This window comes from Sporolactobacillus nakayamae, assembly GCF_900113325.1.
GTDB lineage: Bacteria > Bacillota > Bacilli > Bacillales > Sporolactobacillaceae > Sporolactobacillus > Sporolactobacillus nakayamae.
Genome location: NZ_FOOY01000012.1, coordinates 90125 through 116463, shown reverse-complemented (window position 1 = coordinate 116463; position 26339 = coordinate 90125). Strand labels below are relative to the sequence as shown.

Annotated in this window: 16 protein-coding genes and 1 pseudogene; 7 read left to right on the top strand and 10 right to left on the bottom strand. The window is 45.3% G+C overall.

All coding sequences use genetic code 11. The features are described from left to right. The 4 genes and pseudogenes from BM003_RS09730 to BM003_RS09715 all read left to right on the top strand — a co-directional run. A pseudogene (locus BM003_RS09730) lies at positions 1-239 on the top strand (group II intron reverse transcriptase/maturase); the annotation flags it as partial. Positions 240-379: 140 nt separating this feature from the next. After that, positions 380-2359 carry a S9 family peptidase gene (locus BM003_RS09725; protein WP_093672551.1) on the top strand — a complete coding sequence of 660 codons (1980 nt, stop codon included), beginning with the start codon at positions 380-382 and terminating at the stop codon, positions 2357-2359. Positions 2360-2674: 315 nt separating this feature from the next. Beyond that, a complete protein-coding gene (locus BM003_RS09720) occupies positions 2675-3475 on the top strand; it encodes a CAP domain-containing protein (protein WP_093672549.1) in 801 nt (266 codons plus the stop codon). Positions 3476-3654: 179 nt separating this feature from the next. Further along, a complete protein-coding gene (locus BM003_RS09715) occupies positions 3655-4296 on the top strand; it encodes a GDSL-type esterase/lipase family protein (protein WP_093672547.1) in 642 nt (213 codons plus the stop codon). Between the two features lie 77 nt (positions 4297-4373). On the opposite strand, the gene BM003_RS09710 is transcribed toward BM003_RS09715, so the two are convergent. The 8 genes from BM003_RS09710 to gltB all read right to left on the bottom strand — a co-directional run bounded on the left by BM003_RS09710 (position 4374) and on the right by gltB (position 19248). After that, a complete protein-coding gene (locus BM003_RS09710) occupies positions 4374-4997 on the bottom strand; it encodes a YpjP family protein (RefSeq protein WP_093672545.1) in 624 nt (207 codons plus the stop codon). Positions 4998-5118: 121 nt separating this feature from the next. After that, positions 5119-6099, bottom strand: coding sequence for a class 1b ribonucleoside-diphosphate reductase subunit beta (nrdF, locus tag BM003_RS09705; protein WP_093672543.1), 981 nt, complete (start codon positions 6097-6099; stop codon positions 5119-5121). A 53-nt stretch (positions 6100-6152) separates the two neighbouring features. Continuing rightward, positions 6153-8258, bottom strand: coding sequence for a class 1b ribonucleoside-diphosphate reductase subunit alpha (gene nrdE, locus BM003_RS09700; protein ID WP_093672541.1), 2106 nt, complete (start codon positions 8256-8258; stop codon positions 6153-6155). After that, positions 8221-8604, bottom strand: coding sequence for a class Ib ribonucleoside-diphosphate reductase assembly flavoprotein NrdI (gene nrdI / locus BM003_RS09695; protein WP_093672539.1), 384 nt, complete (start codon positions 8602-8604; stop codon positions 8221-8223). The genes nrdE and nrdI overlap by 38 nt, the downstream gene beginning before the upstream one ends. 313 nt (positions 8605-8917) lie before the next feature. After that, positions 8918-11062: an RNA degradosome polyphosphate kinase gene (locus BM003_RS09690; RefSeq protein WP_093672565.1), complete on the bottom strand. Its 2145-nt coding sequence runs from the start codon at positions 11060-11062 to the stop codon at positions 8918-8920. A 10-nt stretch (positions 11063-11072) separates the two neighbouring features. Beyond that, entirely contained in the window at positions 11073-12590 is a 1518-nt protein-coding gene (locus tag BM003_RS09685) for a Ppx/GppA phosphatase family protein (protein WP_245734189.1), read from the bottom strand. 591 nt (positions 12591-13181) lie between these two features. Beyond that, entirely contained in the window at positions 13182-14645 is a 1464-nt protein-coding gene (locus BM003_RS09680) for a glutamate synthase subunit beta (RefSeq protein WP_093672535.1), read from the bottom strand. A 55-nt stretch (positions 14646-14700) separates the two neighbouring features. Then, positions 14701-19248: a glutamate synthase large subunit gene (gene gltB / locus BM003_RS09675; protein ID WP_245734187.1), complete on the bottom strand. Its 4548-nt coding sequence runs from the start codon at positions 19246-19248 to the stop codon at positions 14701-14703. A gap of 186 nt (positions 19249-19434) precedes the next feature. On the opposite strand from gltB, the gene gltC reads away from it, so the two are divergent. Further along, the gene (gene gltC / locus BM003_RS09670) at positions 19435-20340 is read left to right on the top strand and encodes a glutamate biosynthesis transcriptional regulator GltC (RefSeq protein ID WP_093672533.1); all 906 of its coding nucleotides are present in this window, start codon (positions 19435-19437) and stop codon (positions 20338-20340) included. Positions 20341-20462: 122 nt separating this feature from the next. On the opposite strand, the gene lipA is transcribed toward gltC, so the two are convergent. Together lipA and BM003_RS09660 are read right to left on the bottom strand one after the other, a co-directional pair. After that, on the bottom strand, positions 20463-21398 hold the full coding sequence (lipA, locus tag BM003_RS09665) for a lipoyl synthase (RefSeq protein WP_281242891.1): 936 nt from the start codon (positions 21396-21398) through the stop codon (positions 20463-20465). A 33-nt stretch (positions 21399-21431) separates the two neighbouring features. Next, entirely contained in the window at positions 21432-22253 is an 822-nt protein-coding gene (locus tag BM003_RS09660; RefSeq protein ID WP_093672529.1) for a lipoate--protein ligase family protein, read from the bottom strand. 385 nt (positions 22254-22638) lie between these two features. On the opposite strand from BM003_RS09660, the gene BM003_RS09655 reads away from it, so the two are divergent. Both BM003_RS09655 and BM003_RS09650 read left to right on the top strand, forming a co-directional pair. Next, a complete protein-coding gene (locus BM003_RS09655; RefSeq protein WP_093672527.1) occupies positions 22639-25728 on the top strand; it encodes a DEAD/DEAH box helicase in 3090 nt (1029 codons plus the stop codon). 2 nt (positions 25729-25730) lie between these two features. After that, a complete protein-coding gene (locus tag BM003_RS09650; protein WP_093672525.1) occupies positions 25731-26294 on the top strand; it encodes a hypothetical protein in 564 nt (187 codons plus the stop codon). The last annotated feature ends 45 nt before the right edge of the window (positions 26295-26339 follow it).

The following is a 26339-nucleotide window of genomic DNA, read 5'->3' as shown; positions in this document are numbered from 1 at the left end:
GGCGAAGAATTCGCCAGATCATTTGGAAACGTTGGAAGAAAGTCAAGACGAGATATAAAAGTCTCATGAAACTTAACGTTCCAAAACCAAAAGCATGGGAATGGGCGAATACACGAAAAGGCTACTGGCGCATCGCCTGTAGCCATATCTTACATCGGTCGATCACAAACAAAATACTCGAACAGGTGGGACTCAAAAATCTAGTCCATCTGTTCGAGCATGCACACTTAAGCTATTGAACCGCCGTATACGGACCCGTACGTACGGTGGTGTGAGAGGTCGGAGAAATTATCTCCTCCTACTCGATATAGACAATCGCACAAGAAAAGGCAGCATTCTGTTATAATCACCTATAACTAGATCAAAGGGGGACATCAACTTGAACAAACGGCTGATTACTAGTGATGATTTAACGGCTTTTACTTTTGCCGGGTCTCCGGCACTCTCTCAAGATGGCACAAAAGCAGTTTATGTCGTGACCAAAACTGATCTTAAACAAAACGGCTATACATCCGCCCTCTATTGGACGGATGGCGAAGGTTCGCCAAAACCGCTGACGTATGATTACACGGAAAATACGCTGGTAAAGCATCATAGCCCATGTTTTTCTGCCGACAGTACCTATGTCTACTATCTTTCAAATCGTACGGGAACGGATCAAGTATGGCGAATCTCTCTGTTCGGCGGCGAGTCCGAGCGAGTAACCGAGTTTGAAAATGGGGTGCAAAGCTTTGCACTTAGCCCAAATGGAAAACAAGTCGTCTGCCAAACCATTTTAAAAGATGAAAAGAATAGCGACAACTCGGATGTCACCGTCATCACCAGACTCAGATATTTACAAAACGGCCAAGGATTTGTTGATGGAACATCAGCGCTCTATCTTTTCTCAATTGAGGACAAGTATAGAGAACTGATCTCAAATCCCAGCTGTGACGCGGAACTTCCAGTCTTCGCACCTGAAGGCAACAGATTATATTTCTGTATGGGCAAGGCTGATCCGGACCAAAGTGATTATCTTCTTGACCTTTACGCTTTTGATCTTTCTGCACGCACGACAACACGCATTTATGAAGCAAAAGGTACTATTTATGACAGTCAAATTTCCCCGGATGGAAAAACGATCGCATTGGCTGGAAATGAAGATGGGGAATGTACTCCGGAAAACATAACGATTTTGCTCATCCCATCCACTGGTGGCACGGCAAGGAATCTTACAAAGAACGAACACTTATCACTCGGCAATTTTATCGGCACCGATGTTCGTTTTGATGCTGGTCATCAGCTTCTCGCCTGGGCGAAGGATGGCCAATCGTTGACCTACCTTGTCCAAGACGGACCCATTAGCGGATTAAAATCGGTGAATCTGCGAGGAGAATACGCAGCAGTGTTCATGAAGGATGAACATGTGATGACTTCCTTCTCGATGAAAAATGGAACGATTGCCGCCATTATTTCAACACCGCTTTCAACGGGAGATCTCTATTTCCTGGGAAATGGCGACACCGTTCGACAAATCAGCAATCATAATCAGCAACTTTTTGAGCAATTAGATGTGAGTAAGCCAATTTCTTTTACATACAAAGGTGCCGATGGATGGAAAATCGACGGATGGCTGCTCATGCCTCCGGAGTCCTTCCCAACCACAGACAAAGTTCCAGTGGTATTAGAGATACACGGCGGCCCCGCAGCCGCTTACGGTGACTCGTTTAATCATGAATTTCAATGTCTCGCGGCACAAGGATACGCTGTTGTGTACACGAATCCACGCGGCAGCCGCGGTTATGGCGCCGAATTCTGTGCCGGATGTTACGGCGACTGGGGCAGAAAAGACAAGATAGACATTATTAAAGGACTAGACTATGTGTTGGATCATTTTCCTAAGTGCGATCGTGATCGCCAGTATGTCACCGGCGGCAGCTATGGCGGCTTTATGACTAATACGATTGTCGGAACCACCAACCGTTTTCGTGCGGCAGTAACACAGAGATCAATCTGCAACCTGTATAACTTCTTTGGTACAAGCGATATCGGCTATTATTTTCTCACGCGTTACTTTAACGGTGCCGACTTATGGAGCGATGAAGATCTGCTGATGAGTTTCTCACCAATCCGTAACGCGAATAAAGTCAACACGCCTATTTGTATCATTCACAGCGAGCAGGATCATCGCTGTCCAATCGAACAAGCGGAGCAATGGTACGTTGCACTGCGCCGACTTGGTGTCACAACACGCTTTGTGCGAATCAAAGGGGAAAACCACGAGCTTTCGAGAAGCGGGCGACCGCAAAATCGTCTGACCCGACTGCACGAGATCATTAGCTGGTTCAATCGATACACTACGATAGAAACAATTCAATGAGTACCTGCACACCTATAAATGATTAATAGCTCAGTCTTTCGATGTTCGTTGAAGATCGAAGGGCTGTTTTTTTGTCTCAACATGACAATGGGTCCACAAAACGATTATCTTTCGAACTCTTTGCAACTATCCCTAACAACCAATGAGGACAACCATTTATGTTCTCTTTCTTCTTATATAATAAGCTCTAAAACGCACGTTTACTCACATCTGGCTGGATCTTCCACAAATATGGTAACATCATGTAATTCCACCCTTTACCCCACTACAAATCTCCCAAACTCGAAACCTATTAACCAAGGAGGGAATTACACAATGAAAAAGAAAGTAGTTGGTTTAACCATCGCAGGGATGATTGCCCTGCCACTCGTAATCGGAGGTGGACAGGCAAACGCAGCAGAGCAGCCAAAAAACGAATTATGCAAAGCTGACGTGACGAGCCTGCTTAACTCATTAAAAGTGAAGGATCAACAGAATCTGGATCTTAACGCATTGTTGAAAAGTCTGGGTATTACCCTTGATTTTACACAAGTTCAGGAACAGGATGCGCAGCATACTTCTAAGAACGCAGATACGCCAAAGAAGAAGCATGCAAGCAAAGCGGAAAAACCTAAGGCCGCTAAGCCTGCCGAACCGCAAAAATCCGAGGCACCTGCCAATGCTGAAAAGCCTGCGGCTGACAACTCGTCCAAGCCAGCAGACAACAATCAAACCTCAAATAGTGAGATGAACGCTTACGAGCAAAAAGTCGTCGAACTGACGAATCAGGAACGAACAAAAGCCGGACTCCAGCCACTGAAAGCAGATAACAGCACTCTATCGAAAATGGCGCGCGCCAAATCTCAAGATATGAGTGACAAAAATTATTTTGACCACCAGTCACCGACCTATGGTTCACCATTTGATATGATGAAAAAATTCGGTATTTCCTATAAAACAGCCGGGGAAAACATTGCTGCCGGACAAAAGACACCTGAAGAAGTTGTTCAAGGATGGATGAACAGCCCGGGCCACCGTGCGAATATTTTAAACGCAAGCTTTACCACAATCGGTGTCGGCTATGTTCAGGGCGGCTCCTATGGCTCCTACTGGACTCAGGAATTCATCGGCAACTAATCCGTTTTACTTCGACAATCAACGAACCCAATAGAAAACAGCGTCTCACTGTGTTTCACATGTGGGCGCTGTTTTTTTTAGTACATTTCCCTCTATCCCTCCTTTAACGCGTCTGAACCTGTTCTTCTATATTGAATACACTATAGCAAAAAGACAGTTCGTGAACGGAGGTGATCGTAGTGCAGACTCGTCCGCTTTATACTGCTGTTGGTGATTCACTGACTGTAGGCGTGGGTGCAACAATTTTTCAGCCGAATTTTGTCAAGCTGTATCACCACGAGCTCGAAGCCTACTATCAGACACGAATTGAGCGCCGGGTTTACGCAAAAAACGGGGCAACTACCGCAGAAATTAGCGCGAATCTCTCACGACCGGACGTCTCTGAAGCAATCAGAAATGCTCAGTTCATTACATTGACCGGCGGAGGAAATGATTTTCTTAAAGCTGGACGACAATGGATGCGCACAGGAAACTTTTCGCCAGTCATTCAAGCAAGCGAGCAGAGTTTAGCTCATTTTGAACAAATGATCCGGCAGATCGGTGTGCTCCATAAAAATAATCCTAGTCCGTTTATTGTTCGTGTGTTGAATTTGTACAATCCTTTATTCTACATTCCGGATACAAATCGTTGGTTGGAGTCCTATAATGAGCGGCTTAACTCGCTCGAGGATTATCCTTTCGTTCGAGTAGCTGATATTTATCACGCATTCTCAGGGCACGAACCGCAGCTACTTGGATTCGACCGTATTCATCCGAATCCAATCGGCTATCGAATCATGGCCCAAGTCACTGCCTCGCTGGGCTTTGAACCCGCCTTCTGATTCTCTGAGTCATTAAATCTAGTCGCTGTCACATACAAAAACCGGAGCATGATTCGCTCCGGTTTTTGTATGTTGATTCACACCTGCCATTTTGGCGGCATGTTCTTTCCCCAGTAAATTGTCTTGATTTCATGGTGCTTCTGGAATCCGTCCAGTGCTGTATGGTAATGAAAATTAAAATAATAACCGTCTAAAGGCGGATGATCACGCCGAACATGAAGCTTAAGCACTTCTTTGCCAGTCTGTTTGTTGTAGACATGCATGATTCGCTCGCCGAGTCCAGAAGCAGGATCATGTGTCACCTCAAGCTGACGTATCCATAAAGAATTATGCATATCACCAATCTCTTTTACAGCTTGTGCAAATATCGGAACGATTTGTTCTGAGTATTGCTTATTGATTTTCGGAGCGATTCGCGTTCCGAATTTTTCTGCCCCTTGTTTTTTTGCTTCATTGACCGCATAAATAGAGAAACCATCGATCAGCTCTTGCTTTGACAGTTGTGTGTCATCACGATTCGGCTCTTCAGATAGAGGACGGCTCTCAAAATCGCGTACAGCAACAGTGCTTCTCGGTTTTTGGATATTTTGCTTATCATTTTGTTTGTCAAGATCATGTGTGGGCAGTGTCGGAATAACCGTTCCAAAGGTTAATACAGCGACACAGGCAACCAGACTTTTTCTTATCCATTGGGGAATCACAGAATCGACCTCCAAATACAGTAACTCATCATCTTTATATAAAAATTCGTGTGTCTTGCGAATTTTCTGTCAGTCTTCTGCAATAAAAATGTTCCGAGCACTAAGGATCGGAACTTATTCATTAGACATTATCGAAATTGAAATCTTCATCAGTTAACGGTTCGATATTTAGCGGAACAACATAATCGCCTTTTGTTGAAAAGAAATCATGATTAATCGTACTCGTATCAATTCCATTCAACACGATCTGGCTGACCGGAGCGTGATCGTATTTATCGTCATAACCTAAATTCTGCAGAGCTCGGTTCGCATTATAATAGACATAGTCCATGACTTCATCGACTAAACCGATTTTCGTGTAAATTTTGGCTGTATATAGTTTCTCAACCTCAATCAGCTTATCCAGCAGTGTTTCGCGTTCTTTGTCCGCAATTTTACGTTCTTCTTCCGAGAGTTCGTCACGGTAGAGTCGCTGAGCCACCATTCCGGTAAAACTTCCATGTATCGACTCATCCTGAATAATCTTGCGGATGATTTCACCGCTTGCGATCATCCGTCCTTGGCCGGATAAGAAAACCGGGTAGAAGAAACCACTGTAAAAGGAAAAGCTCTCAAGAAACACTGAGGCGCACATTGCCATATAACGCTTGAACGGAGTCACATTTTCCCGTTTATCAAAGAGCTGATCATACCACTGTGCGATCAACCGATATTTTTCTTGAAGTTCGGGCTGATTGTTTACCCATTCTCCTAAATAATAATCCGTCTCTCGCGATGAAATCAACGTTGAAAAAATATGTGAATAGGATTTCGCGTGAACATGCTCCATCATGCCCATCCAAGCGAAAACCGCTTGCTCATGCATGTTGTCATGGTGAATGGCTACCAGCGGCATCCCGTTGTCCCCTTGCTCACGGTCGAGTCCGGTAAGTCCTGAGAGAACCTCAACATAGGTCGCGCGTTCATCATCGCTCATTTTCGACCAATCCGAGAGATCGCGTGAAACTTTGAACGCTTCCTCTGTCCAGAACTGGTTAATGTTTTGTTTCCAATAAACCTTTGCGACTTGATTATCGCTGCTGTTCCAATTAATAGCTTTCATCGTTAACAATCCATCCTTCATTCTGTCATCTGTTTGGAAAGTCGCCTTAACCCTCACACAGAGCAAGCCGTGCATTCTTCAGGCGACAGAAGCTGAGTTCTTGTATAGTAAAGGGATTTGAGTCCCATCTTGTGCGCGTAAACATATAATCTTGCCAATTGCCTTGTGCTCGTCATGCTATCGACGTAAAGAATAGTCGAGATGCCTTGGTCAACATGCTTCTGAATTTCAGCAATCATGTCGATCACGCGAAATTGGTTTGTTTGGTAAGCTGATTTGTAATACCACATGGATTGGGGAGACAGAAATGGCATCGGATAAATCGTCTCACTGTTACCATATTTGCGCCGTTCAATAACATTTACAACGGGCATAACCGAACTCGTCGCGTTCTGCACATAACTGATAGACTGTGTCGGAGCTATTGCCAGCCGATAAGCATTGTACAAACCATATTCAGCAACCTTTTTCTTCAATTCCGTCCACTCTGCGGTCGTTGGAATATGTATTCCGTCAAACAGCTCCGCAGCTCTTTTTGTTTTCGGTCCGAAAAATTCGTGTTCATAGTTCGTAAAATATGAGCCGTCAGCATAATCAGATTGTTCGAATCCCTTGAACGTGGTACCGCGTTCTTTAGCGATCAGCATAGACTTTTCGATCGAATAATAATTCATAAGCGCGAAGAAGGTACGTGCAAAATCCCGAGCTTCCGCTGACTCGTAGGCAAGTTGATTTTTGGCGAGATATCCATTAAGATTCATTGCACCCAGACCAACGGAATGTAATTCGCGATTCGCTAGGCTCACACCGGGCGCATTGGCGATTTCTGTCATATCACTGACCTGAGTCAATGCTTCAATACCCGAATGTACTGAATTACGAACTTTTCCGGATTCCATCACATTCACGATATTAAGCGAACCAAGGATACATGAAACATCGCGGCGAATATCATCAGGAACACTGTAGTCATTAATTGTCGACGTTTCCTGAAGTTGGAAGATCTCCGTACACAGATTCGACATCTTAATGTCGCCTAAGCGGTGCAACGGATGATTCCGATTGGCATTGTCCTTGTAGAAAATATATGGGTATCCGGATTGCATCTGCATCTGTGCAATCAGATTAAGAAATTCTCGTGAGTCGGCCGACTTCTTCTTGACCGCAGGATTTGCAACCAGCTTATCATACATGTCGTCCATATCCATATCGTCCAAATGTTTGCCATATTCCTCAAAAACCGTGTACGGTGCAAACATATAAAATGGTTTGCCTGCTTCCGCCAGTTCAAAGAATTTTCCTGGAACGATCAATCCAATAGACAGCGTTGAGAGACGGATATCCTCATCAGCATTTTCCTTCTTTGTATCAAGGAATTCCGGTGCGTCCCAATGAAAGATATTCAAATAAGCCGCGCCCGCTCCAGGGCGTTGTCCCAATTGATCGGCATAGGAGAATCCGAGCTGCAATTTGCGCGCAACCGGAACCACACCCTTAGCAACACCTTCAACGCCTTTAATTGATTCACCCCGAGCACGAATCTTCGATAGATTGAGTGCGACCCCACCGCCGATTTTTGATAGCTGTTGTGACGTACTCTCGATGTAGTTAATCGAGTTGAGCGAGTCATCGGCTTCAATAAGGAAACAAGAAACCATTTCGCCACGGCGCGCTTTCCCTGCATTCAGAAATGTCGGTGTCGCCGGCTGATAGCGCTGCTCCATCATCGCGCGCGTAAAGCGAACAGCGAGATCGAAATTTCCACGAGCGAGAAACAGTGACACAATAGCAACACGCTCATCATAATTTTCTAGATAGTGAGATTTGTCATTGGTTTTCATCGCATAATCACGGTAGAATTTACTTGCGGCCATATACGACTTAAATTGGAAATTATAGTCGGCTGCCATATGATGCAGTTGCTCGATTTGCTCGTCCACATAATCGGCAAACACGTCATAGTAGTAGTGTTCGTCCACCAAATAGTGCAGTCGGTCTAGGATACTGTGAAAATGAATCGTTTTCGCATGCACTTCTTCCATATATACCCTGATCGCTTCGTTGTCCTTATCTAAACGGTAAAAACCGTCATCCCCGCGTGTCAGCACCTCATTGTTCAGTTCAGTGTAGGATTTTGACTTTATCGCTTCGTTCGGCAAGTGCCTTCACCCTCTCTCGAAATTCAACGACGTCTTCCCCCGTTCCGCCAAGTTCAAACTTGTATAAAACAGGAACATGAAACATTTGGGACACAACATCCGCCGCATGAGCGAAATTTTGTCCCCAGTTTCGGTTGCCGCTCGCCGCAACGGCGACAAGATACTGTCCATTTTTTTTCAAAAAGTTTTTCACTTGTTCCGGAGCGTCGCCAAACCCAATCGTATTCGTTACGAGAACATATGGCTCATGGACCCGATCGCTGCTGCTGATCGGTTCATGAACAAGTCCGGTTTTCGCGAGAAACCGCTTGACATTGCCCGTCATTGTTTCATATAAAATGAGCAATCGACGCTCCTCCTTTTTCTATACATTTAAATGTACAGCCCCACTAAAACACTATATATTGTTTTATGATAAATACAATACCACAATATGTAGTAGCGTTCAAGTGTTATGAACCTTCACATAGTGTGGTATTCATGTACGATCGAACCTCTATTTTTATAGAAACTAACATTAATCATAAGGCATGTATCCATGTGTTTCAATACGTCACATACATAAAAAGAACGCGCGCCCTCCCCCAGCCAACAAAAATCGCGAGTTAAAGGGAAAATGCCGTTCCAGCTATTTCGATAATTTTTTTGGGGGGCTACGATTATTCCTCTGGATTCAGTAAATCCTCACTGTGTCCTTTAATTGGGGTAAACGTCCGTTTCTCGCGAAGTGAATGCTCACGACGAATCGTTCTCTGCTCCGCGAGCTTCGCCAAATGTTCTTGAACATTGAAGGGAATTTTACCACGACGATCCGGTTTTTCATAGCGATGGTCACTGCCAAGCACACGCGTCTTCACGTTGTCTTTCATCATCAGATCGAATAAATCGATGATTGTCGTCTTTATTTTTTCATCCTCGATCGGGAACATCAGTTCAACCCGCCGGTTCAGATTTCGCGGCATCAGATCTGCACTTGCAAGAAAGACCGACGTCTCCCCGCCATTCCCAAACAAATAGATTCGACTATGTTCAAGATACCGTCCGACAATTGAATGGACCTCGATTCGATCACTAACGCTGGGAATCCCCGTCCGAAGACAGCAAATCCCTCGGACAAGGAGCTGAATGTTTACTCCTGCCGCAGAAGCCCGATAAAGAGCCTTGATAATGGATTCATCGGAGAGCGCGTTCATCTTAGCACGAATAAATGCAGGTTTTCCTGCACGGGCATTATTAATTTCATTCTCGATCAAATCAAGCAGATTGCCACGCAACCATAAAGGTGCCATAACTAATTTGTGAAAGTAAGGAGGCTCCGAATAACCAGAGAGCATATTAAACACATTGGATGCATCGATACCCATCTGCTCATTACACGTAAGAAGCCCCATATCTGTATAGAAATGAGCGGTAATGTCATTATAATTACCTGTTCCAAAATGCATGTAACGTTTAATTCCTTCCTCTTCTCGGCGCACGACAAGAGCCATTTTACAGTGTGTCTTCAATCCCACCAAGCCATAGATAACATGGCAGCCGGTCTTCTCCAGCTTCTGAGCCCAGTTGATGTTATTTTCTTCATCAAATCGCGCTTTAAGCTCAACAAGCACCGTGACCTGTTTGCCGTTCTCTGCCGCTTTTTCCAGGTACCGAATAATCGGCGAATTACCTGAGACTCGGTACAATGTCATTTTTATGGCCAGCACTTGATGATCTCTAGATGCCTGGCGGATCAGTTCAATCACTGGATCGAAGGATTCATAAGGATGGTGCAGAAAAATGTCACCGGAACGCATCGCATGAAAAATGGACTGTTCAAGCAGTTCATAGTGGACAAACGGCCGGTGCGGCGGATAGACCAAATCACCAGGCTCTTTAATTTGTCCGGTTAGTTTCGATAAAAAGGTTAAGTCAATCGGTCCATTGACCCGATAAACGTTATCTGGGCTCACAGAGAGCCTGTCAAACAATTTGGCGACAAGGCGGTCACTGATTCCCGCCTCCACATCAAGATGAATGACATTGCCCCGTTCACGAAGCCTCAGCTGCTTTTCAATTTCTTTAAGCAAGTCCTCCGTATCTTCCTCATCGACTTCAAGATCCATGTCGCGCATGACACGGTAACAAGACGCCTCATCAAGTTCATAGCCGACAAAGAGTTGATTGAGATGCCGCCGAATAATGGTTTCAAGTAAAATAAAGCTTGTATGTCCTTCTCGATCCGGTAATTTAACCACGCGAGGCAATACATTTGGGACCTGAACAGTGACAAATTCGCGATGAGCGGTTGTACTGGCCTTTTTATGAATAAACGCGGCAATATTGATACTTTTATTCAGAATCAATGGAAACGGTCGTGATGAATCCACTGCCATCGGTGTCAGCACAGGATATACTTCACGGTTGAAATAATGATCAATAAATTCAAGCTGTTTTTGCGAAAGCTCGCCAATTTCAAGAATATGAAAATTCTTTTCATTAAGCATCTTCTTTAACATCCGATTATAAGTTGTATATTGCTGGCTAACCATCTGATGCGCTGCCTCACTGATTGCTGTCAACTGCTGCTGCGTTTTAAGTCCGGAGGCGTCCGGTTTGTCATAGCCGACATTAAGCATGTCAATCAGAGATGCGACACGAACCATGAAGAATTCATCTAGATTGCTCGCCGTGATTGACAGAAACTTCACTCTCTCAAGTAACGGATTGTCCTTATCTCTGGCTTCCTCAAGCACCCGCTCATTAAAAAGCAGCCAACTAAGTTCGCGATTGCTGAAATACTCCTCACGATCAAAATTCTCCATGACCATCCACCTATCCTCTTAAAATCGGTTTCAATCCAAATACTTCTTCAAAATATGCCGCTTTATCTTTGAACGTCTGCTTCTCCAGTGAAAGATCATCATCCGATCGGGCGGTAACTGTAACCTGATCATTTTTTAGAGATACGGCAATGCGCGCCACCTTTTGCTGTCGACTGTCGTCAAGGGCGTCGGCGATACGGAGAATGGCTGCAAGTTTTGCCGCAATCAGTCTGCTTGTCGCCGGAAGTCTTTGAAAGTCGGACGAGTTGCTTGAAGGTGTCTCCGCACTGTGATAGCGCGCGATATTTGCGACGATGTCACGTTCATTTTCCGATATACCGATGATTTCTGATGACTCAATGATGTAATAAGAGTGCACATAATGCGCGTTCATATCGATATAGCTTCCGGTATCTTGTAGGATCGCCGCGAGCTGCAGAAGAAGCCTGTCCCGCTTGTCAAGGCCATGCAACCGTTTCAGGCGATCAAATAAATGAAGCGCAAAATTTTCAACAATGCGAATATGTTCTGCATCACAATTGTAGCGGGCGGCTATATTACGTGCCGCGACAATAATATCGTCTGTAAATGAATGATTCAGAATTCCCCTATGCAGTTGCAAGAGTTCATGGACGATTACCCCATCAGCAAGATCAGCATCTGACAAAATAATGCTCTCCGCGCCAGTAATCTCAAGAGCCATCTTCAGCATCATCGCCGAAGGCAACAGCTGCGATGCCGAATCATAGGGCAATGTATACTCCTTAGCCAGCACCTGCGGCGGAATGGTCAGGATGTGCTGATATAATTCCGCAAAGCGTTTCCGGCTGATTGTATCCCCGCTTCCCTCCATAAAAGTCTGCTTAAACGCAAGCAGATCCGTTCCCACAAGAACAAAGTTCTGTATGGTAACTCCTTTAGGCGCGAATTGATGATAACCATCAATTTTGCTGCGAATATAATCTTCCATTATTTCTACAAAGTCGCTCGTCTTGCTTTCTAAATCGCCTAATAATTCGCGAATGCGAAGTGGGCCGAGTTTAATATTTCGTGAAAAAATAAAGTGACCGTCGTTATAAACAGTCAGCTGCATGCTTCCTGAACCGATGTCAATCAGCATGGTTCCTCGCTGAATCAGATCGCTGAATGCATCCGTGTTATAAGCCACAGCCTGGTTATGCAGAAAACGTTCTTCAGCGTTCGCTAGCCACTCGACGTTAAGCCCTGTCTTAATCCGAATTTGTTCTTTGATATATTCGGCATTTCTCGACTCCTGAACCGAACTTGCAGCAACCGCCCGGTAACTTGTGACCCCATAATCATTCATAATTTGCACAAATCCAGCCAGCTGACGGCATGCCTGATCAACAGTCTGAAATTCAATCATCTGATGGTCATAGATATCCGCGCCAATTGAAACATCTGCTTTAACATACTCAACGATCGACATTTTCGTCAGGTCGGCAATTTTTAGCACGAGTGTCTGTAGCCCAACCGTGATTGATGCGAACAGTTTATGTTTCGCCACCGTCCTCACCCCACAACTATAATCTCTTTTTCCTTTTTCAAGCACTTGACTCTTATTATACGGCATATTTCAATGTGTATGAGAAGCCATTTCTATTATTTACAAAAACTTTACGTCAGATCAAATCAATCTCATTTACCGTATTGAAGGTTTTCAGTTCTTCTTCAAAAAATTTCACCTAAGAAAAAGCGAGCAAAAGAGCGCTTCGCCAGAGGCTTGGCGAAGCCAAGTTTTCTAATAAATCATTTTGATCCCTTAATTAAGTAACGCGGCCGGAGTAAAATAAGCGGAGATTTTCCGGTTATATGCATCCTGGCGCTTGTTTCACAGGTACATAAGGGTAATTTTTCCGCTTATGCACAGAAAAACCCTCCATTTTCACGTTTTTCGATTCGATAAGCGGAATTTTTCCGTTTATTTCTAAGATTGGGCGCTAACCTGATCACCCCAATCAAATCTTATGACCTGATCGTCGTACCAGCAAGGCAAAACGCTATATTTTCTTAACTTGAAAAAAAGCCGGCGTTGGCCGGCTTTCAGGTTTCTTTATGAAACGATAATCATAATTATGATGGATTCAATCCCTGCTGATTATTGGTGAAGCAGGGACAACTTTTTATCCAGATATAGATCGACAGCTGCAGCCGCTTTGCGGCCTTCTTCAATTGCCCAGACGATCAAGCTCGCACCTCTACGCGCATCGCCCGCAGCAAAAACGCCCTCCTGGCTGGTCTGATAACTGTACGTATCGGCTTCAATGACACGGCCCGATGGATCTCTAGTCACTTCAAAATCATCGAACACACTATCTTCGGCTCCTTGAAATCCGATGGCGATTAAAACAAGATCTGCCTTCCAGTTTTTCTTTGCCGACTCATCACTTTGTTCTTTTTTGAAGGATCCGGTGATCAGCTCTGTGACATGTCCATCTGTGTTCCCGATAAATTTTTCGGTTTCAACGTAATATTCCCGTGGATCTTTGCCAAGTACCTCTTCTGCTTCTTCGTAAGCATAATCAACTGAGAAAACATTTGGGTGCTCCGGCCATGGATTCTTTTCCGTGCGTTGAGCAGGCAGCTTGCCGTGCTTGCCAAATTGGACAACGCTTTTACATCCTTGGCGAATTGCCGTAGCGACACAGTCTTCTCCGGTATCACCGCCGCCGATCACGATCACGCGTTTTCCTTTTGCATCATAGTCGGATTCTAGGGCTTCTCCATAAAGCTGATTACGGTTGCTGGCGATCAGGTACTTCATCGCCGGAGAAATTCCCTTTAGCTCACGGCCTTCTATCGTTACTTCTCGATGCTTGCCTGCTCCGGTACAGAGAATGACTGCGTCAAACTCATCTTTCAGGGACTGAACGCTAATCGTGTTTCCGACGTCAACACTTGTCTTAAAAATAATGCCTTCTTCTTCAAGTAAACGAATGCGACGATCTACCACATCTTTCTCAATCTTCATACTTGGAATTCCATACATAAGCAAACCGCCGGGTCGATCCGATCGTTCGAAAACAGTCACTTCATGTCCAATTTTATTCAGTTGATCTGCACTTGCAAGCCCGGCCGGTCCTGATCCGATCACAGCAACTTTTTTTCCAGTGCGCCTTTTCGGCGGTTTAGGAACGACCCATCCTTCCTCAAAAGCGCGATCGATAATTGCTCGTTCAATGGATTTGATTGATACCGGATCATTCACAAGCCCGGCTGTACACGAACCTTCACATGGCGCAGGACAGGCTTTTGACGTAAATTCAGGAAAATTATTTGTCTTTGCTAATCGATCATAAGCCTCTTTCCACAATCCGTGATAAACAAGATCATTCCATTCCGGAATCAAATTATGGATTGGGCAACCGGTTGTTCCTCTATTAATCGTTGTGCCAATTTGGCAATAAGGAATACCGCAATCCATGCAGCGTGCCGCTTGATCTTTCGCTTCACTTTCAGCCAAAGGAATTTTATATTCATTCCAGTCATTTACACGTTCGACCGGTTTACGTTCTTTTAGGTATTGCTTCTCTATATTAATGAAACCCATTAATTGTCCCATAGTGTCAACTTCATCCTTTCAAAATTTATCCACTTCATGAATAGGCGACCTGAACTCAAACCGGTAGATACGTGGAGTTACGAACGCTTAATTTTCCTTGCTTTTTTAAATAAAACGCTTGTTCCTTCGCTTCTTCTCCGCTTAATCCTTGCGCTTCATAGCGCGCAATTTGTTCAAGCATCGCTTCATAGTCACGCGGGATAACCTTGATCATTTGTTGAACGGAAACTTCCCAATTCATGAGCACATTCTCTGCCTTAGGACTGCCGGTATGATCCAAGTGATTCTTTATCAATTCAAACACTTCATCTTTTTCTCGTTTATCCGTGAGCGGTTCAATATTCACCAGTTCTTTATTAATGCGGTGAATGGTCTGATCCGGTTCTCCATCAGGCAATATATAGGCAACACCGCCGGACATTCCGGCAGCAAAATTTCGTCCTACCGATCCGAGGACAACCACTCTCCCCCCGGTCATATATTCACAAGCATTTTCACCAACGCCTTCGACAACGGCTTTCGCTCCGCTATTTCGCACGCAGAAACGACCGCCGGCAGTACCGCGCACATAAACTTCACCGCTTGTCGCTCCAAAAAGGGCGACATTGCCCATCATTGCCTGTGAATCTGAATCAACGCCGACAAGCTCTTCAGATTTGATGATTACTTTGCCGCCGGACAAACCTTTAGCAACATAATCATTAGCGTCTCCGGTCAAAATCATCGTGACACCTTTTGGAATGAACGAAGCGAAACTTTGTCCGGCGCTTCCCGTAAAAGATAATGTGATGGTATCCTCAGGGAGTCCTTTCCCGCTGGTTGAACGCGAAATAAAGTAACCGAGTGTTGAGCCTACTGTACGATCAGAATTTTTAAGCTTGTAAACAAGGTGCACAGGCTTTTTATTTTCAATCGTCGGCAAGCAGGTAGCTACCAAATTGCGTTCATCAAAACGGCGTTCCACATGGTGCTCTTGAGCGCGCGAAAAATAGCGTTTCGATACATCGCTTTCCGCTTGATAGAGCAGGTCGGACAGATCCAATGTACGTGCTTTCCAGTGACTGTGCACTTCTTTTTTAATTCTTAGAAGATGTGCCTGGCCGATCACTTCATTGAGCGAACGGTAACCGAGCGCGGCTAAATGCTCCCGAATATCTTGAGCAATGAATGTCATAAAGTTAACGATATGCTCCGGTTTGCCCATGAAGTTTTTACGCAGTTCCGGATTCTGAGTGGCAATGCCGACTGGGCAAGAATCCAAATGACAGGCACGCATCATCACACAACCGAGCACAACAAGCGGCGCAGTAGCAAATCCGAACTCTTCTGCACCGAGACATGCGGCAATAAGAACATCGCGCCCGCTCATCAGTTTTCCATCCGTTTCAAGTCGAACACGATCACGCAGACCGTTCATCATCAAGGTCTGATGCGCTTCGGCAAGCCCGAGCTCCCATGGAAGACCGGCATGTTTGATACTCGTTTTTGATGCGGCACCTGTGCCGCCATCATGACCGCTGATTAAAATGACGTCAGCCTTTCCTTTGGCGACACCTGCTGCGATGGTACCGACACCGCCTTTAGCAACGAGTTTGACACTTATTCTCGCTTTAGGGTTGCTTGACTTCAAATCATAAATTAATTGCGCCAAGTCCTCGATTGAATAAATATCGTGATGCGGCGGCGGTGAAATTAAGGCAACACCTGTGGTTGCGTGCCGTGTGCGCGCAATCCAAGGATAAACTTTGCCGGCAGGCAATTGACCGCCTTCACCAGGTTTCGCTCCTTGCGCCATTTTAATTTGCAGTTCTTCAGCCTCAGACAAGTAGTAGCTTGTTACGCCGAAACGCGCTGATGCGACCTGTTTGATCGCACTGCGGCGCCAGTCGCCATTTGTGTCATGTATAAAACGTTCAGCATCTTCGCCGCCCTCGCCGCTGTTGCTTTTCCCGCCGATTCGGTTCATTGCGATGGCCATGGCTTCATGAGTCTCTTTACTAATTGATCCGTAAGACATTGCACCTGTTTTAAAGCGTTTCAAAATCGCTTCAACTGGTTCAACCTCGTCAAGCGGGACCGGTTTGCGATCCTTTTCAAAAGTGAGCAAGCTGCGAATTGTTGAGAATGGTGCTTTGTCGACCATCTCTTTGTATTCTTTGTACAGTTCGTAATCATTTGTTCGTGCAGCCTGCTGCAGTGTATGCACAATCAACGGATCAATCTTGTGCTGCTCACCGCCTTGCCGCCATTGAAGCGTACTTCCCGGATCTAACGGTTTCATATCTCCTTGTCGGCATTCGTCAGCAGCTTTTTGATGGCGCAGACGTGTTTCCGTTTCAATCTCTTCCAATCCAATGCCGCCAATTTGCGAAACTGTTCCAGCAAAGTACTTATCAATGAGACTGCCTGACAGTCCCAGCGCCTCAAACGTTTGCGCGCCGCGATAACTCTGAATTGAAGAAATGCCCACCTTAGACATAATTTTAACAATCCCTGCAACAAGTGCCTTAATGTAATTTTGTTCTGCTTTTTCTTCCGGCAGATCCACATGTCCCGCTTTGATCAATGCGTGTACGGTGTTAAGCGCTAAATAAGGATGAATTGCGTCAGCACCGTAGCCAAGGAGTGCGGCGACTTGATGGCTGTCTCTAGGTTCACCGGAGTCAACAATTAAGCTGATTTGCGGGCGCGTACCCTGCTTAATTAAGTGGTGATGCAGAGCGCTGACCGCGAGCAGCGACGGAATCGGCAAACGCTTCTCATCAACATTGCGATCCGAAAGGATAATTAATGACGCATCTTCATGAATCAGTTCATCCACATGAAGGATCAGCTGATCGACAGCCTTGGAAAGTCCGTATGTTCCATCCTCAATCGGATAATTCAAGTCGACTGTCTTCGTTTTCAACCCTTGATAGCTAAGATCCTGAAAAGCCTTTCGATCAAGGATCGGATGTTTGAGACGAATTTGTTTCGTGACATGTTTCGTTGGTTCAAGAAGACTGATTTGAGGCCCCAGCCAAGTAATTTTCGACATAACCCGCGCCTCACGAATAGCATCGATTGGCGGATTCGTTACCTGCGAGAACCATTGTTTAAAGTAATCAAAAAGCAATTGTGATTTATTCGACAAAACAGCGAGCGGCGTGTCATTTCCCATGGCACCGGTCGGTTCCTTGCCCTGCTCAGCCATCGGCTGAATCGCCTTAGTCACATCTTCATAGGTGTAACCAAATACTTTTTGTTTAAATAGGCGCGCATGATCGGCAAGAAGTTCACCGTTTCCGTGATCACCATGAAGGCCAATCACTGATTTTTTCAGCAGATCGGCATAGTCAATTGAGGAACAAATTTCTTTCTTCAGCTCGTCACTTGGCACAATTCTTCCTTTTTCTGTATCAATAAGCAAAAGCTGGCCCGGTTTCAGATGGCAGCGTTGCTTAATATTTTCTGCTTTAAGATCAGTCACACCAACTTCTGAGGAGAAAATGACCTTATCATCGTTTGTAATATAGTAACGTGCCGGACGCAGGCCATTTCGATCAAGTACTGCACCAATTTGTTTGCCATTGCAAAAACCAAGCGCCATTGGACCGTCCCACGGCTCCATCGTTCTGCTGTGGAATTCATAGAATTTTCTCAGATAGTCCGGAAGCTCACTATCCCCTTCCCACGGTTCCGGTACCATCATCATGACTGCATGCGGCAACGAAAATCCATGGTAAGTAAGAAATTCAAGTACATTGTCAAAAATGGCTGAGTCACTGCCTTCAGTGTCAATAATCTGCGGCAGCTTTCCACCATTCAGGTACTTCGCTTTCGCGGTAAACCAGCTCATATTGCCGCGAATCGTATTGATTTCTCCGTTGTGGACAATCATTCGGTTCGGGTGTGCGCGCTCCCAGCTTGGGAACGTATTCGTGCTATAACGGGAATGCACGAGTGCCAGTGATGATACAAAACGTTCATCCTGCAAATCTGTATAAAAAGCTGAGACCTCTTTTGCGCGAAGCATGCCTTTATAGACAAGCGTCTGGCTTGAAAGGCTGGCAACATAAATTTCATCTTTCAGCTTAGCTTCAATCGCCTTTCTCAGCAGATATAATTTGGAATCTAATTTAGAACCAGCGTCCTGATTAGCCGTACCAATAAACATTTGGTACATGTACGGTGCTTTGCTACGTGCTAAACGGCTGATCTCATTCTCATCAATCGGCACATCGCGTTCACCATAAATTCTGAGATTACGCGCGGCAATGCACGCTTTAATTTTTCCAATCGCGACCAATCGGCTCGACCGATCCTGAGGCATAAAGAACATACCAACACCATAATGTCCAACAGGGGGAAGTTCAAAATCACATACTTCTTGAAAATAACGGTCGGGAATTTGAACCAGAATGCCCGCACCGTCCCCGGTCTTTCCATCAGCGGCTTTGCCCGCTCTGTGGTCAAGTCTTGCCAGCATTTCAAGTGCTGTTCTGACAATTTCATTAGAAGCGCGTCCTTTAATGTCCGCGTACATGCCGATACCACACGCATCATGTTCAAATTCGGGGCGGTAAAGGCCTTCCGTTCTCTCTCTAGTCTGATCTTTGCTCATGATAAACCTCATCCTTCCTTCTGTTCGCAACCACGCAGCATCTGTGCGATTTTTCTGACAACATATTTTTTATCTCTGTATTAGGTCAAAAGTATGGTGCCTTAATTTTACCCTTTCATTATCAATCTTTACAATATATAATTTAGAATAAATCAATCTCATTTTTAGATGAATGGGGCTTTTGTAATGGAATTAAGACAGATTCGGTATTTTATTGAGGCCGCCGCGCGAGAACATATCACTCAAGCGTCTGAAGCGCTGCATGTCGCACAATCAGCGATCAGCCGTCAAATCTCACTTTTGGAGGACGAGCTTGGCGTTGCATTGTTCTCACGAAAAGGACGAAATATACAGCTGACTCAAGCGGGGAAAATCTTCCTCGAACATGCTGAACGCGGTTTAATCGAGTTTGACAAGGCGCAGCAAAAGATTAAAGAATATCTTAATCCCGACACCGGATTGATTCGTCTTGGGATTTCGACAAGTCTTTCCGTGCACACACTCCCGATTGTCCTGCAAAATTTTCACAGCACACATCCCGGCATTGATTTTCAACTGCATCAGGGCACTGTCCCTTACTTAATAAGGCTTATTGAACAAGGAAGCATCGATCTCGCATTTGCTTCGCCGGTTCCGAAGCACCACGAAGTTGTACGAAGCAGCATCCTTTATACCGAACGAATGGTATTACTCATGCCAAAACAGCATGAAAAGGCAGGGCATGGATCAATTCAGCTGAGCCAGCTCAAAAAGGAACGATTTATCACGTTCCGCAGCAAGCTCTCACTCCAGGAATTATTCCGTGATGCGTGCAGACAAGCAGGATTCACACCGAATATCGTTTTTGAAGGCGAAGATATGGATACAATTAAAAGCTTAGTCTCATCGAATTTCGGCATCGCGTTAATGCCGGAGAATGCAGCGGCATACAACCTTCCGGAGACGATCGCCGCAGTTCCGCTGAGCGCGCCGAAAATCACGCGTTCGGTTGGAGTCATTAGACCAAGAGATCGTGATCTTGCTCCATCAGAACAACTTTTCTCTTTATTTATTGACGAATTCTATGATCGTCTCCATCGTTTTGGGCAATAGATTAGAAAACTTGGCTTTGCCGGAACACCTGCGCTATGCGCCGCTGATTTTTAAACATTCTCTTTAGCACACACAAAAGCCGCCTCTCCAGATGTGGAGAGACGGCACGCGGGCGGAAACTGTTAGTCAGTTCCCGTCTCTTTTTCTGTCTGATTAATGAGTTCGTCATGGCGGCGGCGCGATTCTTCACCTACCTGCTCGTCGGCGTGATACGACGAACGAGCGAGCGGCCCCGCTTCACAATGTTTGAATCCTTTCTCAAGCGCGATGTTCTTTAGCTCATCAAATTCTTCGGGCGTGTAATAGCGAACAACATCCAAGTGTTTCCGTGTCGGCTGCAAGTATTGACCAATAACCATGATATCCACATGATTAGCAAGCAAGTCATCCATCACCTCAAGAATTTCTTCCTTTGTTTCCCCAAGGCCAACCATAATGCTCGATTTCACAGGCGTATTGGGACTCAGCTCTTTAACTCGCTTCAGTACGGCAAGTGATCGATCATACGTGGCGATCGCACGTACACGTTTAGTCAATCGGCGAACCGTTTCAATATTGTGGTCAAAAATATCCGGTTTGGCATCCATAAGTGTCAGGATGCTTTCATCATCGCCTTTCATGTCAGAGGGGAGAACTTCAATTGTGCAGTAAGGCGCCTTTCTTCGAATCGCACGGATCGTTTCCGCAAACACATACGCGCCGCCGTCCTTAAGGTCGTCTCTGGCTACCGCAGTAACAACAACATGACGCAACCGCATTTTGCGAACTGACTCCGCAACTCGCTCTGGTTCACGAAGATCTAATTCCGTAGGTCTGCCTGTCTTCACCGCGCAGAACCGGCAGCCTCTCGTACATACATCACCGAGGATCATAAACGTTGCCGTACGACGTGTTGCCCAGCACTCATGAATATTCGGACATTTCGCTTCTTCACATACCGTATGCAGGCTCTCTTCCCGCATAAGATGTTTAATGCCGCGATAGTCTTGGTTCGTATTGATTCTAATTTTCAGCCATTCTGGTTTTCTCAAGTAGGTTCCACGTTTTTCCAATCTCAATTCCCCCTCGCCTTTTTTCAGATGGCACAGTACTCATCTGGACCGGTTCCATCGATCTGTTGCATACTTGTTTTTAGCCAGAGCGCGAACTTCCTTATCATCTTCCTCTGTCAGCGTTAGTGGATGAAAGGTCACGTTCAGTCCTTTTTCAAATCCATGATAAAAAGCTTTTTTGACTTCATCAAGAGTCACTTCGCGGCCGAGCAGGTTTTCCAGAGAGACCGCTTTGTTTGAAAATACACGCTTCGCACGCTCTTTAAGTCGCGTGTTCGCATAGTGAAAACAATCGAAGAGTTCATCCTCATCGACTGAAATTGGAATGGAGCCATGCTGAAGAATCATCCCTCTTTGTCTCGTCTGCGCGCTTCCCGCCGCTTTCCTGCCCTCAACAACCAATTCATACCAGGATGCCTCTTCAAAGCATACGGGAGAGTGAGAGCTGCCTAGTTTGTTCTCGGGGATTGCAAGATCCGCGTTCAGTCCCAAAGCCCTAAATCCTTCGAGCAGGCCTTTGGATAAAATCCTGTAGGCGCCAACGACTGAGCGCGGCATGTCCGGATAATCTTCGGGAATAATGACGCTATAGGTCAGCTCATTATGATGGAGCACAGCAAGTCCTCCCGTCAATCGGCGAACGCAGACTACATGATGTGCCTTTGCTCCTTCGAAATCGATTTTTCCATCCGTTTTTTGGAAGTAACCGATTGAAAGTCCAGGCGGATTCCATCCATAGAAGCGAAGTACAGGCTGCTTTCTCCCCCGTGCGCCGCATTCCAGCAAATAGTCGTCAAGGGCCATGTTATACTCCGGTGAATGGATACCTGAATCAATAAAAAGCCACTCATTTTCATTCATAACAGTCCCGCCTTTACCATCGATACGCCAAACGTTCACATTTGGCCTGCATCGTAATCAGTTCATTCTCTGCGTCATCAAACGCACTAATGTGAGCGCTAACATAAAAAACTAACAGTATAATTTTGCTTAGTGCTGTGCCATACTGCTATTTAGTATTCGGCAATCTTCTATTTAATAATAACAAGAATGCAACAAAAAAGCATGCAGAACCGTATCATAGGATAAACATTCTTGCAGTATCATCTCAATAGCCGCTATGATACACTTAGAGGATCCTGATTTCACATGAGCAGGTTATCTCAAATAATTATTGAAATCGTAATCAATTATTTCTATAGTATATAACGCGATTCCGTTTTTCTATTTAAGGAGATCTTATTTGATGGATCGATTTCTTCAGATGACTTTTATTCCTCACATCGAGAATACATGGAACTTTTTTATTTGGTTCACCGATAATAGTGGTGAGGCGATGCCCTTTCCAAATAAGCTGACCGACAAAGAGACGATTCCTTCATGGATGGATGAAACTTCCAACTATCCTTTTTTCCCATATAGAGCTAATTTCATCGATGGAAAAAGCGACCATGAAGTGGATGGCGCCATCATGCCGATGGCCGGAGTCTTCCGTTTGATTCGCGAGGGTGGTATCTATGAGAACGATACGGGTATTTTTCCTGGAATCACAACGCAATGGTTCCGGCAAATCTCAGAAGCTATAGAGAGTTTATTAGTAAACGGGCTCTTTTATCCCTTTTTCTATCACTTAAAGCGCGGGAAGGATGAACAATGCTATTTCTGTCATTGGATTCCTGACGCCAACGTCCTTGCAGAGAGCACTGTGTTTGCAGATTGGCTGAGCCGCCTCCCGCGTTTAGCCTTCTCGATCGAAGAACTTCAAGATCAAAAAGTTCGACAGTGGCTCTATTTGATTGTCATCTATTGGCTGAACTCAATGATTCGCGCGTCCGCCCCGGAAAAATTGCTGAACGAAACAGTTCCGTTTACACCGGATGACCAACCAGCGGAACTTAAATTTTTAACACAAAAGGCCGCTTCCGGCGATCTGCTGATCGGAACGGGTACACCTTGGTTAATCACTCGTGATCCTGAACAGATCGAGCAAATGGATCGATTGGAATTCGAATTGACCGGCTGGGTTCAACCGGTCGCGTCCGCACAATCGGATTCATGGGCGCAAGCATTGCTGAACTATAAGCGCGAGCAAACTGGGACTTATTTTGCACCGGAGACGGCTAAAATTGTTCTTCATCCCGGAAGTCCTGACAACCTGTTTTCTTCTTCCGCCGTTTGGTCCTATGCGATCACAATTTCAGGTTGGCAAAATGGACGCCGTGTGGAACAAGCACCTGAAGGCACAACGCTCTCCGCTGCACTAGGCCAGGACAATTGGCTATCGAAACGTCTGGATACGATAAAGGCAAAAGTGCCGGCAGCCATCATTACGCTTTTGAAAGAATCTTCCGAAGGCTACATGACGGTTCACGATCTGTCCGAACTCTATCAAAGCGAGGAGGCCCTTGCCAATGCAGATATTCATGTCATTTTCCCAGACAATATCAAAATTCATGACGCTTCATCTGTGTCCGTGGATCTTGAAATTCATCAGAAAAAGGATGGCGAGGAAACTTCGTTATTCAGTCTCAATTCCCTTATCAACTATGACTGGCGAATTGCGATTGGAGACCTTCAAGTAAGCACTGAGGATTTCAGACAGCTTGTTCGTGCAAATCAACCGTTCATACATCAGGGTAATCAGTGGATTCACGTGCCCGTGAAGCAAATGATGAAGGCTTACGAAGAAATGGAAGATGCGCTGAGCATGTTTGATAAAAAGGCGAATGTCTCTTCAGCAATGAAAATCGAGGCGGCACGCCGAAGGAAACGGAACGGCAGTTTAAAAGTTCATCTGGATTCTGAAATTGGCGATTACTTGAGTCATTTGTTAAAAAAGCCGGCGCGTACCATACCGCTTCCTGATGCTTTCGTCGGACAATTACGTCCTTATCAAAAAAAAGGGTATACTTGGCTTGTGAATTTGCGGCGCCAGCATGTCGGCGGATGTCTCGCTGATGATATGGGGCTTGGCAAGACCGTTCAGGCAATCGCCTACTTAGATTATTGCAAACAGATTTCCGGGGACAGTCCGTCTGATCGTTCTGTTTCGTCGTCCGGACCGGCTTTAATTATCTGCCCGACATCACTGGTCGCGAACTGGAACCATGAATGTGCAGTATTCTCACCGCAACTCGATGTTTACCTGCATCATGGAACGAACCGTTTGCGTGGAGAAGCATTTCAAGAACGCCTTAGCCAGTGCGATGTCATCGTGACAAGCTACGCGATTTACACAAAAGAGGCAAGCGAGTTACTGAATTATTATTGGAACTGTGTGATTCTTGATGAAGCTCAAGCTATCAAAAATCCACATGCGCAAAAAACGCGGGCACTTCGCCCGATCAAAACGGCTCATCGTCTCGTTTTAACCGGAACACCAATCGAGAACCGTTTGGAAGAACTGTGGTCGATCATGGAATTTCTAAATCCGGGCTATCTCGGATCGCTCGAACGATTCAGAGCGCAGTTTATTCATCCGATAGAGAAGAAAAACAGCCGCTCCAAATCGAATCAATTGACGCAGATGATCCGTCCTTTTCTTCTGCGCCGCGAAAAAACAGACAAGAAAATTATTCATGATCTTCCCGAAAAAGTGGAGGCTAAACGCGTTTGTAATTTGACAAAAAGCCAGGCATCTCTCTATCAGTCAATCGTCAACAGATTACAAAAGAATGTCGCGGATACCGGTGGAATTCAGAGAAAAGGTATGATTCTATCCACGCTGACAAAACTGAAGCAAGTATGCGACCACCCTTCTTTAGTAAGTGATCGTGATCAGCTGGAAGATCGCAAGTCCGGCAAACTTGATTTATTGTTTCATATATTAGATCCACTTTTCGAACAAGATGAAAAAGTACTCCTCTTTACACAGTATGTGAAGATGGGAAAGATACTTATCGAGGAGGCGCAAAAGAGATATCCGGACGCGACTATTTTCTTCCTCTATGGGGCCTTGAGCGCGGAGCAGCGTCAGAAAATGATCGACAGCTTTCAAGACCCAGAGCAAAAGAAGACACTTTTCATCCTGTCATTGAAGGCAGGCGGAGTGGGCATTAATCTGACAGCTGCCGGCTATGTCATTCATTATGACCGCTGGTGGAATCCCGCCGTTGAGGAGCAGGCAACAGACCGCGCCTACCGCATCGGTCAAGATCGCAATGTCTATGTTTATAAGCTCATTTGCGAAGGGACACTTGAAGAACGGATTGATCTGCTCATCGAACGAAAAAAGAGTCTGCAAAATCAAATTCTCAGCGGCGGAGAAGCCTGGTTAACAGAAATGAGTGACCAAGAACTCTTAGATCTGATTCAGCTGCATGAAGGAGTGGTTTAACTATGGTTCGCAGGCTTATATTCCGTAACGTGCGGCTAGCTAATTGGCTCGCCGATTATGCGGCGAAAACAGAACAGAACACGTTTGAACGTGGTATCATGTTGTTCGACAAACACCGGGTATGGGATTATCACGCTTCTGAACAAGGGCTGCATGCCAGCGTCGAAGATCTCCATAGCACGTTTTTTCAAGTGCATATTCGTTGGTTTAAAGAAACAGACGACATAAGCGCGAATCACCTTCCGCCTAATTTGGATCAGATAGACGCTGTATGCGGCTGCCATTCCAAAGCACCTTTCTGCGAACATATTACTGCGTCAATCATTTACTGGATCATGCGTCTTGATAAGTCGAAAGGAGTCGGAAAAACCGAATCCGCCGCTGATCAAGGAGACAGTCCTGCCTATCAGGCACTCGCGGCTCGGCTTAAGACAATCGCTGCATCTGAAACGCCAAGTTATCAGCGCTTCGACACAAGCAAATTAAGCATATGTCCTGCGATTCAAGACAGCGCTGAGCAGATTGTCAAAACAGTTATGGCATACGTAAAGAATCGTGCACAATAGCAGATTCTATGCGTTGTTTTATCTTACCCGACGGTAACATTGATT